Raw genomic sequence first — 15,607 nt, forward strand, 5'->3', positions numbered from 1 at the left:
AACCTCTCCTTTGAAATGGTTGTGTGGTAACTCCATTTTACCAAAGGATGGTTTCTTTTTTTTGCTTTTTTTAAAGATTGTAGACCCCATTTCCCGCTTAAACAGCGGAGAGGACGGAACGATTGTGGAAAAGCGATAGCGGTCGCCTTTGTCCCCGGATTTTCACCGCGAAGGAGAATAAATAAAATCTGGGGACAACAGCGATTGGAACAACGGTCCGTTCGCGGAGCGTCCACCCGAGGGCTCACGACGATCCTACTTGAAAACAAAGGGCTATCCCTTTTGGGACAGCCCCTTTTGTATTTAGAATAGCACCTTGTCCGGGTCGGAGCCTACTCGCTCACCGGCATCCAGTCCGCTGATGGCAGCCAGCTCATCCGGTGACAGCTCGAAATCGAAGATTTCGCTGTTTTCCTTAATTCTCGATGCGGTTACCGATTTCGGGATGATCACGATTCCGTTCTGAAGCCCCCACCGTAAAATGACCTGGGATACCGTCTTGCTGTGCTTGCCTGCAATTCCTTGCAGCAGCTCATTATCCTGCAGTCTGCCCTTCATCAGAGGGGCCCAGGCTTCAATCTGAATGGAGCGGCTGGCGCAGTAGTCATGCAGCTCCTTTTGGATAAAACGCGGATGCAGCTCCACCTGGTTCACCGCAGGCACTGTTTCACTATCCTTACGCAATTCTTCCAGGTGGTGAATCTGGAAATTGCTCACACCTATTGCCCGTACGCGTCCTTCAGCATACAGCCGTTCCAGTGCACGCCAGGTAGCTTTATATTTATCCGTGCCCGGCCAGTGGATCAAATAGAGATCAATGATGTCCAGACCCAGCTTCTTGCTGCTGATTTCGAAGGCTCTTAATGTCTCATCGTAGCCCTGATCGGAATTCCATACCTTTGTCGTGACGAAAAGATTATCACGTGCAATGCCGCTGGCAGCTATCGAGCGGCCCACCTCTTCCTCATTGCCATAGACCGCAGCGGTATCAATACTCCGGTATCCCAGCTCCAGCGCAGTTGCAACAGCCCGGGCTACTTCTTCACCCTCTGCCTTGTAAGTACCCAGTCCAAACCGGGGCATGACAATCCCGTTATTCAGAATCGTTCCATCGGCAATATGCTTCATTTGGCTCCATTACCTCCTATGTATCTATCTGATTTTGAGAACCTCACCATTATATCATGGGCATTTGCCCAAACCCAAACACGCAGGATTGAGGTGAAAAAAGCAAAAAACCCCCGCTTCTCTTAGCGGAGGTGATGCTGCAGCACTGTGCCTAGTCCTTAGTAACCGGTTGTTTGACAAAAGCCTCCGCTTTGGCCAGCACCTCATCTTCCGTCGGGGCACTGACATACCGGCCGTTAATATAGACAAACGGCCGTTTGCCGCAAGGCCCGCAATAAGAGATGCAACCGGTTTTGATCTCGGCGTCCGGCGCCATCTTGCGCAACTTGGGGAGGATACTTTTCATCTTGATATGATTACATTCGTCACAAATACGTATATCGTTAGCCATGGAGCAACCCTTCTTTATGTCCGTAAAATACGGGCGAACACTTAGTGATCGCCATGATTTCCTTTAGACGGATTAGTGATGACAAAACCTTCTTCGGGGAAGTACAGATAATCGATCTTCACACCGTCCAGCAACGGCTGGTTCGGGTCAAGAATTACATCAATTTCTTTATCTGTGGATACGACAACATCGTTTTCCTTGGGCGTGTCCAGGTCAAGGCCGTAGTGAGCATGATCGCCGTGGGCATGTGTAATGGCTACGCGCAGCTTCAACTCGCTGTTGCCTTCAAGTTCCATCGTTTTCTTTATCACTTTAGCCGCATTGCGGGTAATTTTGACGTTCATCCTCATCCATCTCCCAGGCATCTATAGTTTAAATACTCAATAATTTATTTTAAGGAAATCAGCCCGTAAAAGCAACCATAATGGCGAAATAGATCAGGATGAGGCGGGAAAAATTCTCTAAACCTTCATCTTCCGGCCCCCAGAGCCGGGTATTTGTGTTCCATCCGCGAGACGAACCAGCCCATGAGCAGCATCGTCACACCAATATCATCAATCGGCAGAAACGGCATGAAGTCAGGCAGCACCCAATATAAGATTACCGGTATTGTGAACAACAGCTTGTCCGACATTGCCACATTCGGGGAGATGACGTACTGCCAGGAGTTGCGGAATATATGGGACCATTGCTTAAGCGACAGCAGTTTTCTCAGTTTCATACGGGTCCTCCTAAAAGTTTTGTTAGCATAGGCTACTGTGAAATTGCTTCGACAAAACTCGCTTCGAAAGCATACGCCTTAAGTTTTGTATGTGGCAGCTTCCTGATTAAGCATCAAACAAAACTCGCTTCGAAAGCATACACTTAAAGTTTTGTATGTGGCAGCTTCTTCAAAAAAAGGATCCAGCCGCGAAGCGCATCTAGGAATGACTGCGGCCGTACCCTTTGCTGGTATATTACGCAAATTTGCAGGAATTGTTTCATTTTTATTTGAAATTTGAAAGAATGGCTGCTAAAACATAGCCGGTCTCCAGTGCCATATCCTCAAAATCAGCCAGCGGCAGCGGATTTTTGCCACTCCCCAGCTCCACGGTGAAACCGGGCCGGCGAAAGCGCTGAATGAACCAATCCTTATATCCGGCGTCGCTGCCGTTCAATTCGACCGCCCTATAGCCGCTGGCTGCCGCGAGCAGGGTTGCCAGTGCTTTGCTCTCTGGAGGCTCATAGCCCCGGTAATTCCAGTAGATCTCACCACCCTGGCTGTGCAGCGATACGGCCGCATCGCCTGGAACCTTCTCCGCCAGCTGCGCCAGGGCCGCAGCTTCCGGTTCACTGAGTGGAGCTCTTCCGCTGTAATCACGCGGTCCCGGGCCTGAGACAGCCCGACGATCCCGCTCCTCCTCCCAATAGGCGGGAAACTGGTCTCCGAGATCCACCCCGCGGATGTTGGCCTTCCAGTGACGGAAGCTGCGCCGTCCACCGTTCCATGTTCTCAGCTCATCGTAATACGGATGACCAGGCCATCCCCCTTCCTGAACCAGCTCCACCCCGTCGGGATTGGCCATGGGCACGGCCCATAATGTCCAGTTGTTGTACCACGCTTCAGGATTGTGGCTATTCCAGTCTTTGCCTGCAGCATAGGCCGCGGCATACTGCTCAACAAAAGACATCAGACATGGCGATGTCAGCCATTCATTCGCATGCAGAGATGCATTGACGTGAAGATGACGCGGCCCGCAGCCAATCCGCAGCACATGGAGCGGCTTCCCCAGGATGCTAGTGCCTATACTTTCAGCATGGAGAAATGGATACCTGATGAGCAGCTTTCCAATATCCTCATCTACTTCCGCAGGTCCATATTCCCCGCGCAGGAATACAACCGTTTGAGGTGCCGCCTCAGGAATGACCAGCACTTTGCCGGGTGAACACCCGTAGGCCGAGCTGACGCCCGGATTCAGCTTTTCAAGTTCCCCTACATCCACTCCAAATAAGGCGGAAATGCTCAAGGCAGCATCACCTTCCTGCACTACATATCGTTTACGCGGAGCAGAAGGCAGATATAAAACCTGCCCCGGGTATAAATACGGCTGCTTGCCTGCCCATGGATTTCCTTGTATCACGTGCTCCGGTGTAAGTCCATGCCTCGCGGCAATCCGGTGAACAGTGTCTCCCTTACGGGCAATATACTGCTGCATATGTCTCATCCTCCCGGCCCTCTAGTTAGTGTCATCCAATGCCATCAGCCGGAGAGTTCACGGGAGACATTCGGACACAGCCCACTAATCCATTCTATGCAGACTGTGCTGTCCACCATGAAATTTTTGATGAAGCAGATACAGCAAAAGACCGGAACATTTGCTGTTCCGGCCTAAAATTTCTGTTCTAAAATCATCCCTGAATCAGGGGTTTGTCCCTATTCAACTCACTGCTGCGATTCTTAGAGCGAAGACACCTGCCATACGACAGGCGTGCGCTTAATCTGCTCCCCAAGCCAATCCCGGGCGATCCGCTGGAACATCTCCGCATCTCCACTGCAAAAGAACTGGTGGATCGGGCTTTCGTCCCCGCTGGCCAGCTTCCCTTTGTCATACAGGATTGTGCTAATCTCTCTTGCGGTCTCGTCCGCCGAGCTGATCAGCTTCACCCCCGGCCCCATTACCTTGCCTATGGGTTCTACCAGGAACGGATAATGGGTACAGCCCAGAATCAGTGTGTCGATGGGCTCGTATTTGATGCCATTGAGCGATTCCGCCACTGCGATATGACTCTCCTCCGAACGGAACATGCCTTGCTCCACAAAGGGGACAAGCGCCGGACAGGCCTGGCTGACCACCTGAACGAACGGGGAGAGCTGCTTCAGAGCAGCGGTGTAGGCGCCACTCTTGATCGTGCCCACAGTGCCGATGACACCCACCTGACCTGTTTTACTTGCGCTTATGGCTGCACGTGCGCCGGGATGAATGACGCCGATGACGGGAATAGATACTTTGGCTGAGATATAGTCAAGTGCGGCCGCAGTTGCTGTATTGCAGGCAATAACAATCATTTTAGGATTAAATTGAATTAAATAGTCCACAATCTGTTCGGTGAACATTTTCACTTCTTCTGTCGAACGGGGTCCGTACGGGGCCCTTGCGGTGTCGCCAAAATAAATGATCTTCTCCCGCGGGAGCTGTCTCATCACTTCCTTGACAACTGTTAGTCCCCCTACACCTGAGTCTAGTATTGCGATAGCTTGCTGCACGAACACACCGCTTCCTTTTTACTTGTTTTGTGTAGCTTATGTAGAGCAAAAACAAAATGTACCTGGGCTTCAGCCCCAATTGCAGATAATACTCCAATTTGCGGGACAGTTCAAGAGCCGCCCTCCGCCGGAATGCGAAAAGCGGCTCATGGCCGGGAAGTACAAGTATGATTGATAGCCTGAACCCTGTAAACTTTTTTTGGAAAATTGATATCTGTCCTGCCTAGGCGATACTGCTGCCATCTTTGTCATTTTCGGTGTCATCTTCCAAAGCTGCCTCGGCTTCGGCTTCCGCATCCAATACATCCAGCTCTACCAGCTCATCAAGCTCTTCACCAGCTTCATCATAAATGATTCCAGCCTCTTGACCTTCAGCAACAATACCGCTTACCGCAGCCTTCTCCTCTTCACCGGCACCAGTATATTGCTTGCTCCATTCCTTGACTTCAGTAACGACAGTAAGAGCAGCATCTTTGGTTTTGCTGTACAGCTCCGTGCTTTTTTCACTTACCGCTCCGGCAACTTCCTGCACTTTATCTATGGCTCCCGCAGTTCCGTCCGCAATGTCCTTGCGCAGCTCCTTGCCGGGCTTAGGGGCGAACAGTAAAGCCGTTACAGAACCTACCACAGTGCCGGCAAGAATTCCCCACAGCAAGCTTTTGTCTTTTTTCATCTTTCATCTCTCCCTTGGAATCGTTTTGAGCCTCTGCCCGGCCATCCGGGCTATCGCCTAGTTCTGCTACATCATAAGCAAAGAGAGTTTGTCTTGTGACAGATTATCCGCTCATTTCCGAAGTTTTGTCTTTCTTGAGGGGCGCTATGGCATACCGGCAGCTCTGACCGCCTTCAGCCATACATTCCGTTCGGGTTACCTTCGCGCCCAGCAGTTCCTCGAACAGCCCCTGTTCACACTGGCAAGCCTTGCGGTATTGGGTTGCCACCTGGCGGATCGGACAGTTGTACTCCTGCATCACAAATGTGCCATCCTCTTCCCGGTTCCACTCGGCCATATAGCCGCCTGCATTCTGAATGGAGGATAGCTCAGCAACCCGTTCCTCCAGATCACGGTTCTCCATCATGGGTGAATACTGAGCCAGCATACGCCTTTTGCGGCCTTCAAACAGCACATTAACCGCATCCACCCCACTTCCGTGATCCAGCTCACGCAGCAGCTCCAGTGCCAGATTATGATAGCTTTTGGGAAAATGGTCTTCCGCCCGCTCTGTCAGCGAATACACATGCAGCGGACGACCCATCGCCTGGCGGACGACCTTGGTTTTGGCCAGCGATTCCTGCTCCAGCTGCAGCACATGCCGCCGGACACCCATTTCGGTTATTCCCAGTTCCTCCGCGAGCGCACCGATCGTCAGCGGGCCTTTCATCTTCAGGAGCGTCATAATCATGCGCCTCGTCGATCCGCTTTCCTGCCCCTTCTTCATCATCAAGGACCCCTTCCTTTCACAGCTGACGCCTGTGGTCACCTTTATATCGTTATATCCCAAATGCCGCTGTAACGTTACACCGGAGCCTGTGCGCCCAGCTCCAGATCCAGATAGCTTCGCACCTCTGCTGCAAATTGCTCCAGCGCCTCCGGCAGCAGTGTGGCAAGCGGGTGAAGTGCCGTACGGTCCCATACATAGTAATCCTGTACCAACGGCTTGCGGAGCGCTACAAGCTGGATGAGCAAATCATATAGGCCGCTGCCGGCAAAAACCTTTTCCTCATGGATGATGGAAATAATATCCTCGTAGCTTCCGGCATCACGCATAATGAATCCGTCAATCAAAGAGCTGCCTACATCGGTAACAACCTCGATCGCCAGATGCAGACATCTTTCCTGAACTAATCCCATGAATGTTCCGCCATCCCACGAGGCTGACGCTCCCCGCAGTCCGGTATTGATATCGGGAATCTGCCCGAGTATAGTTTCAATCTGTTTCCGGTTAACATAGTACACAGTAGACCCTCCAAGTCAGGTGATGTGGCAATTGAGCGGCAAGCAGAGTCCGAACTATTTCCCGCGTTTGCCACGGCGTTTCAGCCAGAACAGCATAATGAAGCACGCGACCAGAAATACGACCAAATAGGTTAACGCTTCCATCGGGTATTCAAGCTCTCGCATAGACGTCACACCTTCCGGTATTTGATGGCGGTAGCCGCCTTATTCTTCGTTCTCTCCTAGATTTCGTAATCCACGGCAAATGAGACTTCTTTGACCTCGTTGATGTGTGCTATGACTTCCTTATGGGCCGGATGCACCTGATACGCCTGTAAATCCTCCATAGAAGCGACTACCGTCACCAGCGCGATATCAAAAGAACGCTCAGAGTGAACGAGATCAGCCCCCACCTCGATGGAGATCAGCTGTGGAATCTTGCCTTCCATGTTCCGGAGCACCGCTACGGTTTCCTGGACTTTTTCCGGAGCACGGTCTTTTAACTTGAAGAATACAATGTGCTTAATCATCTATATCGCTCCCTGCGCCTTAAGTATTGTAAAATAGATTACTAAAAATATATCATACCAGCATCACTTCTGAAAGAAACTTAAGCACAGGCGGACCGCCAAGCATTTCACCCTGGACGAAAGTGTAACCGAAATGTTAAAGTCATATAAAGCCGACCCAGAAAATTTACTAAATTATTAAATCAGTATATCGGAGGAATTATGCCTAAGAATCAGCAAGAATCACATAAAATTCAGGCCTGGTCTCTGATCAACCGCAAATATCTTGGACAAGGTGTACGGGTCAAACGATTCCGCCGGCCGAAGCGCAGCCAAATCCGCAACCGCGTGCTGCTCGCCATTCTAATGGCTAAAGACATGAAGCTGTCCCGGCTTGCGGAAGAGCTCTCTGTCTCTTCGCGCAGCGTTAGCGCATGGGTCTATGAAGGACGTATTCCTTCCAGAACCAATCTGGAGAAGGTCTGCCGTATTCTAGGCTATCCGTCCCATATCTTGTTCAATGAGGCTCTTCTGCGGCAAAGTCCGATTGTATGCCAGCCGACGCCTTCACGCTTCATGAAAAGAGCCAATGCCCATTCCCCCCACAGTAATGTGATTCTTACGGGGCTGTGCATGGTATATGATTTTTCCGTTACGGATGTCAGCATTTGGATCGGGGTCCATCCCGGAACGTTCCGCAAATGGCTGCATCAATGCCACCTTCCTACACTGGCGCTGCAGGAAAAAGCCGAGAATTTCTTCCATATTCCGCGCCATATCCTATTTGCTGACTGCGAACGGCGATAACAAGAAGAAAACGGCTTCGCCGTCTGTTAAAAAAGCTAATGCTCTCGAAGCAGGGATACTGCGATTCGCTTTCAGGTATCCGTTTCAGCGAGAAATCAAGAAAGCCGCAAGCTACATACTGCAACTGCGCATAACTGCTTATTATACCATCACCAGGCCCTGCTTCCTTTGGAAGAGGGCCTTTTGGTGTTCTGGTGTTCCTCCTGCTTCCTCAGTGTGAAACATTTAATGCATAGGTTAATAAAAGGTCATACTACAGGAAGACGTCCAGATTAATCTTCATAAAAACACAGGAGGTGCGCGGGTGGAATTGAATGGAATATTGACGGCCGGCCTGACCGACACTTGGGATGTAGCTGAGGGTGTAGCCGGTCTACGGACATTGTTTGTCAACGTTGTCTATATAGGTCATTCTGCTTCAGATTGGATCCTGGTTGACACCGGACTGGGCAATTTCGCAGGGAGCATTCTGCAAACTTCCTGGGAGCGGTTCGGCAAGCCGCCGGCAGCCATTGTCCTGACACATGGTCATTTTGATCATGTCGGCAATCTAAAGGAGCTTTTGGAGGAATGGAAAGGGGTCCCTGTGTACGCACATCGCTTGGAGCTCCCTTATCTCACAGGCTCCCGGGACTATCCTCCGGCTGACCCTGCTGTGGGCGGCGGCCTTATGGCCACTGTATCGCCGTTGTACCCGCATAGGGGGATTAATCTTGGGGATGCTGTTCAGCCGCTTCCGCAAAATGGCACAGTCCCTTACGCAGAAGGCTGGACCTGGGTGCATACACCAGGCCACAGTCCTGGCCATATTTCTCTTTTCCGGCCTGATGACAAGGTGCTAATTGCCGGGGATGCCGTGATCACTGTCAAGCAGGAGTCAGCTTTTGCAGTCATCACCCAGCACAAGGAGCTGCACGGTCCTCCGGCCTATTTCACAACAAACTGGGTAGAGGCGGAGAAGTCCGTCCGCAAGCTCGCTCTCCTTGACCCGAGGATCGTAATGACCGGGCATGGACTGCCCATGTCCGTACCCGAGCTGTCCACGGAATTCGCCCATTTATGCAAGACATTCAAGGAGCTATCGGTCCCCTCTCAGGGGAAATTCGTCTGATTCCCAGCGCGGCCTGTAAATAATATAGGGCCGCGCCCTGCTATGATTTACCTTCATCCTTATTTTCTCTTACGCGCGAGGATAGACCTCAATATGTACTCATGGGTCCCGCTTCCGAGACTTGGCAGCGATTCGGTAAAGGTTCCTGTCTCCACAATCTCCACTGCGGCAAAATGCTCCCGCAAATCCGCATCGCTGAAAAAGTGGGCGTACTTTCCTTCCTTATATTTATATGTGCCCGGCTCTAGCATTATCCCCTGGCCATTGTTTGGGTCTTCATCGGAGAAGCTGGTGAAATACATCAGGCCTCCGGGCCGGAGCTGCGCAAGACTGGCGTCTATGAGCTGTCGGCGCTCTGCGGCAAGAAATAAATGAAGGACATCATAGCAATATACTGCATCTACCCTAATGTCCAGCTGAGGCTCCAATGCCGACCCTTCAATAAATCGGGTTCTACCGTCACACACTGCGGCAAGTTCCAGGGCAGCATAGCTGAGTTCTACCCCATAAGTATCCATATCAGAGGAGAACACCTTAGTGTTGCGTCCATATCCTGCACCGGGAACCAAAACAGATTGTACTCCGTGCTCAAGAAACCAAGCTTTGGCCTGAAAAGCCGATGGACTGGGCTGATTCCCCCAGATCATCCCCTCGCGGGCAAATCTTGTACTCCAATACTCTGACATACGGTTTTCCCCTTCTAATCCCGGCTCTTCACTCTGTACCAGTACTGATAAATTTCCTGGAAGCCCAGCTTGTCATATAGGGCTGAAGCCCCTGCATTGGCCTGCACCACCTGAAGAAAAGAATGGGCCGCCCCCAGATTTTTGGCCCAGTCCATCAGACTGCGCAGCATTTCCTCCGCCATCCCCTGCCGGCGGAATGCAGGAGCTGTACATACATCATATAGTCCGATGTACCCATTCTGGATAACACCGAGTCCGCAGGCCGCTGGCACCTCATCCTTTAGCAACAGGGCATATCCCTGCTTCAAAGAGGAAGCAGACAGCATTCTGCGCAAAGTATCCCGGCTTACAGACGACAGATCTGTCATTCCCGCGAAAGCCTCCAGCCAATCTTCTGTAAGTTCCTCCCTGATTTGGACATTGTACCTTCCACCTGGAGCGGGCAGATCCTGCAGATCCAGAATCCTGACAGACGAAGGCTCCACGATCTCGTAACCCTGCTCAGCCAGGCGTCCATCCAGGTCTTCAGGCTGGATGAAGGGAGTGATTTTGAATACGGTGTTCAGCCCGGCACCCGCATAATACTGCTCGGCGAGGCGGATTTTGTCCTTGATATCCAGTCCGCCCTGCTGTACATCCAGTCCGTATAGCGGATTTACTGAATTCGCACGTTTGGTGTAGCCAGCCGAAGTGCGGAGTACCCAGCCCTCCAGCAGTACACTTTGCTCCGCAGGCCAGGTATTCAGCGTAATCTCTTCAATATATTTATGCAAAACCCGTTGCTCCTCTTTATCATTTTTTGTTACGCATCGCATTCAGCTGCCTAACGCAGCTCACGCGCCCGGATGTGAAATGATCATACTCCGGGGACTCTTTGCCATACAGGGCGATTTTCCCCTCATGATTATAGTGGATACCCCAGCCATACCTTTTGGGCAGCATGGAGGCGCGCAGGCAAGGGTGGCTTTTGGAGAAAAGCTCAGTCCAGATCTCCTCCTTATGCTCCGCTCTCTCCTGGTCAGGAATCTCCTTATGGCGCACATGTACCTCGTACAACAGTTCTTCATGGGTATAGGTATAAGGCGCCCCTGAGAGCAGCTCATACTGTATGACATGTACCGGCGGGTGCAGGCGTGCAGACACAGGAATAATACCTGTCTCGACCGGACAATCGACAGCTACACGGATGAACGTATCGGTATAACTCATGATCTGGCCTCCTTCAAGGTCGGTTACATTTGTCTACTATCATAATCCACCCCGCTTCATCAGGCAAAGCCTAACCGCCCGATATTTGGTAAAACCTTGTATATACAGTAAAACGGCTATCTCTCCACTTAAGCAGAGAAACAGCCGTTCTATATGAAACGGGTATGCGGTCGAAGCGGTTACCAGCTTGATTTGGTAATGCCGGGGATTTGTCCTTTGAGCGCAAGCTCCCGGAAAACAATCCTAGAAACCTGAAACTTGCTTAGGTATCCCCGGGGTCTGCCGGAAACGGCACAACGGTTCTTTTGCCGGGTGGATGACGAATCGCGGGGCAGCTTTTGCAGAGCCATGTAATCCCCCTCAGCCTTCAGTGCTCTCCGTCTGTCAGCATATTCCGCCACAAGTTTCTGCCTCTTCATTTCTTTCACGATCTTCGATTTCTTGGCCATGCTGCTTCATCTTCCCCCTTCATAGGTGTATTGTATCTAACTCTATTCGTTCAACGCTGTCTTCAGCGCTTCGAGGTTCTTACGCATAATGCTCAAGTAGTCCAGATTGCTGCTGCGGTCCTCATCGGTCAAGCCTTCAATCGGATTGAGCACCGCGGTCTTGGCACCAATCTCCCGGGCGACCGTATCTGCGACACTGGATGATACCAGAGTTTCAAAAAAGATGGTTTTCACATCATGCGCCTTGGCGAACTCCACAATACCGGCCATTTGGGCGGCGGAAGGCTCCTGCTCCGGAGAAAGACCGGCGATTGGGACTTGCGTCAGGCCATACTCCTTTGCCAGATAGCCGAAGGCAGCATGCTGGGTGATGAAGTCTTTGCGCTTCGTATCTTTCAGACCTTCCTTAAAATCCCGGTCAAGCTGCTCCAGCTTGGCGATATAGGCATCACTATTCGATTTGAAGGTTGAAGCATTCTCAGGAGAAGCTGCGGACAAAGCGGCGGTGATCGTCTGAACCTCCTTGATCGCAAGGGAAGGTGCCAGCCAGACATGCGGATCAAGACCGCCATGGTCGTGGCCTTCATCGGTATGTCCGCCTTGTTCATCAGTATGTTCACCTTCTTCATGAGCATGATCATCTTCCGCTCCGGTATGATCCGCTTCTTCCTCTTCCACACCTTCCATAATATTCAGCCCTTTACTCGCTTCAACAACAATCAGCGGGGTGCCGGAAGCACTGCCAATCACCTGCTGCGCCCAGCCCTCCATACCGGCACCATTGTATACAAGTATGTCGGCAGCAGATATTTCAGCCATATCCTGAGCCGTCGGCTCCCAGTCATGCGGCTCAACTCCGGCTGGAATCAGCGTTTCCACATCGGCCAAATCGCCGGCAATATTTTTGGTGAACTCATACATCGGGTAAAAGCTGACCTTGATGTCCAGCTTATCCGCCTTGACATCGGTATCAGCTGCTGTCGGCTCTGTGCTTCCGGATGAAGCAGGGGCTTTGCTTCCTGCATTGTTTGCGGTGTTGTTACTGCTGCAGCCCGCGGCAATCAGGGTTAGGGCTAGGGAAAGAACAGCAAGGTGACGAATTTTAAAACTCAGCATAATGGGATCAAGCTCCTTTTTTATATGGACTTACGGACATGTCGGCGTCTCCGGGTTGCCAACAGTTTCTGAATGGAGATGGCACCCATAAGAAAACATAATAAAATGAGGGCTATCGTACCTCCGGGCGGTGTGTTGATGTAGTAAGAGGCGGTCAGGCCGCTGAAAACACCCGCAAGGCCAACACCGACTGAAATCAGAATGGCGGCGGTAAAACCGGATGCAATCCGCAGAGCGATGGACGCCGGAAGGACAATCAGCGCGGACACGAGCAATACGCCGACAACCGGCATTGCCGCTGCAACCGTCATGCCGGTCAGTACAGCAAATGAAAATGACAACAAGCCGGTATGAACACCGCTGATCGAGGCGGTCTCCTCGTCAAAGGTCAGGCTGTAGAGCGGACGCCGAAGAAGAATAAAATACAATAGGCCCACTGCAGCCACTATAGCAATCAGCCCCAGCTGGGTATTACTGACGGCGACGATGGAGCCAAACAGATAGGAGGTAAAGCTCCGGCTCAGGTTCTGTTTCAGACTCATCAGTACTACCGCCAGCGCAAGGCCGGAGGTCATTATGATCGCTACCGGAAGCTCGCTGTATGTACGGTAAGAACGGCGGAGCTGCTCAATGACAAGGCCACCGGCCACAGCCACTGCAAATCCGCTGAGTGCCGGATTCAGCTGCAGCACTGAACCCAGCGCTACGCCGGCAAGCGACACGTGAGATAGCGTATCGGCCATTAGTACCTGCCTGCGCAGCATCAGGTATACACCCAGCAGCGGACCGATAATGCCGATCAGGCCCCCGGCCCAAAATGCGCGCTGCATGAATTCGTAACCAAGCATGTCCAGCCCTCCTGCTCTTTTCGTTCCAGACTGATAGTGGTGTCCAGATAGGGACTAGTCTCTTCAAGACCGTGTGTGACCATGATAACCGTCCGGCCATGGTTGCTGACATAATGGCGCATCAGCTTATAAAATCCGGTGCGGCTCCCGATATCCATGCCTGTTGCCGGCTCATCCAGCACCAGTACCTGCGGCTGCTGGGCCAGTGCCCGTGCGATGCAGATACGCTGCTTCTGCCCGCCGGACAGCTCCCCGATCCTGCGGTTCCGGTATTCCCACATGTCCACCTGCCGCAAACTCCGCTCCACAAGCTCCTCCTGCTCTTTCGTAAAACGTCCGAACAACCCCAGCCGCGGATAGCAGCCGGACCGGACCAGCTCGATGACCTTGCTCGGAAATCCAGCGTTGAAGGAAGCGACCTGCTGCGGAACATAGCCGATGACAAGCTTCCCTCCCTCCGTCATCTCCTTGTTAAGAGAAACGGTTCCGCTCCAAGGCCGAAGCAGACCGAGTAGAAGCTTGAGCAATGTAGTTTTGGCTGCTCCGTTCGGTCCGGTGATTCCGATAAACTGTCCGGCTTCAATATCGAGCGACAGGTTGTCAATGACCGGCTCATTTCCGTAGCCGAACACCACATCCTTCATGGATGATAAAATCACGGCGTATCCCCTCCCTTTATTTTTTCACGTCTGTTTCGGACGGGTTATTCGTAATTATTACGTATTAACCCCAATGATATTATCGTAATAATTACGATTTGTAAATACAAAACGAGTGATTAATCGTAATAATTATGATTAGTGTCATTAAGCATTGATAAAGGAACGCCATATTCCGCCCGCTCTACTGGTCAGGTTATCCTCATACAAAAGAGCCGGAATCACAGCTTCATGATCCCGGCTCATTCCATGACTTCAAGCACCAGCTCTAGATTCCGCTCCAATGGAGAGTGGTCTATGTCTGCTTACTCAAGGCTGCAACCCCTTCCCCGGCTGGCCAAGGCAGAGGGTTATTGAAGCTGTTCCAATCCTGCTGCATCTCATCGGTGGTCAGCAGGCATCTGTCCAGCCGGGCTTCAATGTCCGCCCGGTTCATACCGATGCCAATAAATACAACCTCATTCATGCGGTCGCCCCAACGCTCGTCCCATCTGGCTGTCATATCAGGCTCGGTCGCAAGCACCTCAAGCTGCTGCTCCTCAGGCAGCGTTGCCAGCCAGTAGCCTGCGGGGCCGAATTGGATCGAGGGCCCCGCCTGGCTAATCGTTGCGGCAAGGTCACCTTTGGCCGCGAGCCATACCAGCCCTTTGGCCCGTACCACTTCTTCCGGCCAATTGCTGAAGAAGAAGCTCAGCCGCTGCGGATGAAAGGGCGCTCTTCGGCGGTACACAAAGGAACTAATACCGTATTCTTCCGTCTCCGGTGTATGCTCCTCCTTGTTCAGCTCCGCAATCCAGCCGGAGGACATGCTGGTTCGTTCGAAATCGAACCGTCCTGTATTCAGAATCTCTTCGGGATCAACCACACCATTAACCGTACGGATGATCTTCGCGGCAGGTTGTAATCTCCGCAGAACAGATTCCAGCTTATTCAGCTCCCGCTCCTCCACCAGATCACATTTATTCAACAGCAGGACATCACAGGTTTCAATCTGATCGATAAGCAGATCGACAATATCGCGGGCATCTTCTTTGCCGGCAACAGTTCCACGGTCAATCAGGCTGTCGCCCGATGCAAAATCATGCCAGAAGCGGTTGGCATCAACTACGGTAACCATAGTATCAAGTCTGGCCAGAGCGGTCAGATCAATATCCAGCTCGGGATTGGCATAGGTAAACGTCTGGGCTACAGGCACAGGTTCACTGATGCCGGAGGACTCGATCAGAATATAATCGAAACGCCCCTCTGCCGCCAGACTCTGGACTTCACGCAGCAGGTCATCACGCAGCGTGCAGCAAATGCAGCCGTTGGACATTTCAACCAGCTTCTCCTCCGTCCGGGAAAGAGTATTGCCTGACTTCACCAGGCCCGCATCCACATTGACTTCACTCATGTCATTCACAATTACAGCCACCTTCAGGCCGTCCCGGTTGTGAAGGATGTGATTAAGCAATGTGGTCTTGCCTGAGCCCAGGTATCCGCTGAGCACGGTAACAGGAATGGGGTTCATAGGT

At 51.8% G+C, this 15,607-nt stretch carries 20 protein-coding genes; 2 read left to right on the plus strand and 18 right to left on the minus strand.

Features of this window, described 5'->3' with window-relative positions:
* Positions 1 to 303: 303 nt before the first annotated feature.
* The 10 genes from A3849_RS18535 to A3849_RS18580 all read right to left on the minus strand — a co-directional run bounded on the left by A3849_RS18535 (position 304) and on the right by A3849_RS18580 (position 7,229).
* The gene (locus tag A3849_RS18535) at positions 304 to 1,128 is read right to left on the minus strand and encodes an aldo/keto reductase (RefSeq protein WP_074112760.1); all 825 of its coding nucleotides are present in this window, start codon (positions 1,126 to 1,128) and stop codon (positions 304 to 306) included.
* A gap of 151 nt (positions 1,129 to 1,279) precedes the next feature.
* Positions 1,280 to 1,519, minus strand: coding sequence for a YuzB family protein (locus A3849_RS18540; protein ID WP_074086075.1), 240 nt, complete (start codon positions 1,517 to 1,519; stop codon positions 1,280 to 1,282).
* Positions 1,520 to 1,560: 41 nt separating this feature from the next.
* Positions 1,561 to 1,863, minus strand: coding sequence for a HesB/IscA family protein (locus tag A3849_RS18545; protein WP_038589576.1), 303 nt, complete (start codon positions 1,861 to 1,863; stop codon positions 1,561 to 1,563).
* 125 nt (positions 1,864 to 1,988) lie between these two features.
* Positions 1,989 to 2,240, minus strand: coding sequence for a hypothetical protein (locus A3849_RS18550; RefSeq protein ID WP_074112761.1), 252 nt, complete (start codon positions 2,238 to 2,240; stop codon positions 1,989 to 1,991).
* Positions 2,241 to 2,505: 265 nt separating this feature from the next.
* A complete protein-coding gene (locus A3849_RS18555; RefSeq protein ID WP_074112762.1) occupies positions 2,506 to 3,714 on the minus strand; it encodes a M14 family metallopeptidase in 1,209 nt (402 codons plus the stop codon).
* Positions 3,715 to 3,956: 242 nt separating this feature from the next.
* Positions 3,957 to 4,763, minus strand: a complete 807-nt coding sequence (racE, locus tag A3849_RS18560) for a glutamate racemase (RefSeq protein ID WP_074112763.1) — start codon at positions 4,761 to 4,763, stop codon at positions 3,957 to 3,959.
* A gap of 223 nt (positions 4,764 to 4,986) precedes the next feature.
* Positions 4,987 to 5,436, minus strand: coding sequence for a YtxH domain-containing protein (locus A3849_RS18565; protein ID WP_074112764.1), 450 nt, complete (start codon positions 5,434 to 5,436; stop codon positions 4,987 to 4,989).
* 103 nt (positions 5,437 to 5,539) lie between these two features.
* Positions 5,540 to 6,205, minus strand: a complete 666-nt coding sequence (locus tag A3849_RS18570; protein WP_178382739.1) for a helix-turn-helix transcriptional regulator — start codon at positions 6,203 to 6,205, stop codon at positions 5,540 to 5,542.
* 74 nt (positions 6,206 to 6,279) lie between these two features.
* Entirely contained in the window at positions 6,280 to 6,720 is a 441-nt protein-coding gene (locus A3849_RS18575; protein ID WP_074112765.1) for a DUF86 domain-containing protein, read from the minus strand.
* Positions 6,721 to 6,941: 221 nt separating this feature from the next.
* Positions 6,942 to 7,229, minus strand: a complete 288-nt coding sequence (locus tag A3849_RS18580; RefSeq protein WP_074086068.1) for a Dabb family protein — start codon at positions 7,227 to 7,229, stop codon at positions 6,942 to 6,944.
* A 201-nt stretch (positions 7,230 to 7,430) separates the two neighbouring features.
* On the opposite strand from A3849_RS18580, the gene A3849_RS18585 reads away from it, so the two are divergent.
* Positions 7,431 to 8,015, plus strand: a complete 585-nt coding sequence (locus tag A3849_RS18585; protein WP_074112766.1) for a helix-turn-helix domain-containing protein — start codon at positions 7,431 to 7,433, stop codon at positions 8,013 to 8,015.
* Positions 8,016 to 8,319: 304 nt separating this feature from the next.
* Entirely contained in the window at positions 8,320 to 9,126 is an 807-nt protein-coding gene (locus A3849_RS18590) for an MBL fold metallo-hydrolase (protein ID WP_143191859.1), read from the plus strand.
* 59 nt (positions 9,127 to 9,185) lie between these two features.
* On the opposite strand, the gene A3849_RS18595 is transcribed toward A3849_RS18590, so the two are convergent.
* The 8 genes from A3849_RS18595 to A3849_RS18630 form a co-directional block, all read right to left on the minus strand.
* Positions 9,186 to 9,812 (minus strand): class I SAM-dependent methyltransferase, encoded by a 627-nt coding sequence (locus tag A3849_RS18595; RefSeq protein ID WP_074112767.1) that lies wholly within the window; start codon positions 9,810 to 9,812, stop codon positions 9,186 to 9,188.
* A 14-nt stretch (positions 9,813 to 9,826) separates the two neighbouring features.
* A complete protein-coding gene (locus A3849_RS18600; RefSeq protein ID WP_074112768.1) occupies positions 9,827 to 10,585 on the minus strand; it encodes a GNAT family N-acetyltransferase in 759 nt (252 codons plus the stop codon).
* Positions 10,586 to 10,604: 19 nt separating this feature from the next.
* Positions 10,605 to 11,021, minus strand: coding sequence for a DUF6157 family protein (locus A3849_RS18605; RefSeq protein ID WP_074112769.1), 417 nt, complete (start codon positions 11,019 to 11,021; stop codon positions 10,605 to 10,607).
* 179 nt (positions 11,022 to 11,200) lie between these two features.
* On the minus strand, positions 11,201 to 11,470 hold the full coding sequence (rpsN, locus tag A3849_RS18610) for a 30S ribosomal protein S14 (protein ID WP_074112770.1): 270 nt from the start codon (positions 11,468 to 11,470) through the stop codon (positions 11,201 to 11,203).
* A 42-nt stretch (positions 11,471 to 11,512) separates the two neighbouring features.
* Entirely contained in the window at positions 11,513 to 12,586 is a 1,074-nt protein-coding gene (locus A3849_RS18615) for a metal ABC transporter substrate-binding protein (protein ID WP_074112771.1), read from the minus strand.
* A 20-nt stretch (positions 12,587 to 12,606) separates the two neighbouring features.
* A complete protein-coding gene (locus A3849_RS18620; protein ID WP_074112772.1) occupies positions 12,607 to 13,440 on the minus strand; it encodes a metal ABC transporter permease in 834 nt (277 codons plus the stop codon).
* Positions 13,386 to 14,093: a metal ABC transporter ATP-binding protein gene (locus A3849_RS18625; RefSeq protein ID WP_074112773.1), complete on the minus strand. Its 708-nt coding sequence runs from the start codon at positions 14,091 to 14,093 to the stop codon at positions 13,386 to 13,388. The genes A3849_RS18620 and A3849_RS18625 overlap by 55 nt, the downstream gene beginning before the upstream one ends.
* Before the next feature lie 295 nt (positions 14,094 to 14,388).
* The gene (locus A3849_RS18630) at positions 14,389 to 15,603 is read right to left on the minus strand and encodes a GTP-binding protein (RefSeq protein WP_074112774.1); all 1,215 of its coding nucleotides are present in this window, start codon (positions 15,601 to 15,603) and stop codon (positions 14,389 to 14,391) included.
* Positions 15,604 to 15,607: the final 4 nt, after the last annotated feature.

It is taken from the genome of Paenibacillus sp. P46E (assembly GCF_001909095.1).
Lineage (GTDB): Bacteria > Bacillota > Bacilli > Paenibacillales > Paenibacillaceae > Paenibacillus_AQ > Paenibacillus_AQ helianthi.

Excerpts from the sequence above, each read along its gene's own strand:
- A3849_RS18535 (WP_074112760.1), bottom strand. The coding sequence starts at position 1,128 with ATGAAGCATATTGCCGATGGAACGATTCTGAATAACGGGATTGTCATG.
- A3849_RS18540 (WP_074086075.1), bottom strand. The coding sequence starts at position 1,519 with ATGGCTAACGATATACGTATTTGTGACGAATGTAATCATATCAAGATG.
- A3849_RS18545 (WP_038589576.1), bottom strand. The coding sequence starts at position 1,863 with ATGAACGTCAAAATTACCCGCAATGCGGCTAAAGTGATAAAGAAAACG.
- A3849_RS18550 (WP_074112761.1), bottom strand. The coding sequence starts at position 2,240 with ATGAAACTGAGAAAACTGCTGTCGCTTAAGCAATGGTCCCATATATTC.
- A3849_RS18555 (WP_074112762.1), bottom strand. The coding sequence starts at position 3,714 with ATGCAGCAGTATATTGCCCGTAAGGGAGACACTGTTCACCGGATTGCC.
- A3849_RS18565 (WP_074112764.1), bottom strand. The coding sequence starts at position 5,436 with ATGAAAAAAGACAAAAGCTTGCTGTGGGGAATTCTTGCCGGCACTGTG.
- A3849_RS18570 (WP_178382739.1), bottom strand. The coding sequence starts at position 6,205 with ATGATGAAGAAGGGGCAGGAAAGCGGATCGACGAGGCGCATGATTATG.
- A3849_RS18580 (WP_074086068.1), bottom strand. The coding sequence starts at position 7,229 with ATGATTAAGCACATTGTATTCTTCAAGTTAAAAGACCGTGCTCCGGAA.
- A3849_RS18585 (WP_074112766.1), top strand. The coding sequence starts at position 7,431 with ATGCCTAAGAATCAGCAAGAATCACATAAAATTCAGGCCTGGTCTCTG.
- A3849_RS18595 (WP_074112767.1), bottom strand. The coding sequence starts at position 9,812 with ATGTCAGAGTATTGGAGTACAAGATTTGCCCGCGAGGGGATGATCTGG.
- A3849_RS18605 (WP_074112769.1), bottom strand. The coding sequence starts at position 11,021 with ATGAGTTATACCGATACGTTCATCCGTGTAGCTGTCGATTGTCCGGTC.
- rpsN (WP_074112770.1), bottom strand. The coding sequence starts at position 11,470 with ATGGCCAAGAAATCGAAGATCGTGAAAGAAATGAAGAGGCAGAAACTT.
- A3849_RS18615 (WP_074112771.1), bottom strand. The coding sequence starts at position 12,586 with ATGCTGAGTTTTAAAATTCGTCACCTTGCTGTTCTTTCCCTAGCCCTA.
- A3849_RS18630 (WP_074112774.1), bottom strand. The coding sequence starts at position 15,603 with ATGAACCCCATTCCTGTTACCGTGCTCAGCGGATACCTGGGCTCAGGC.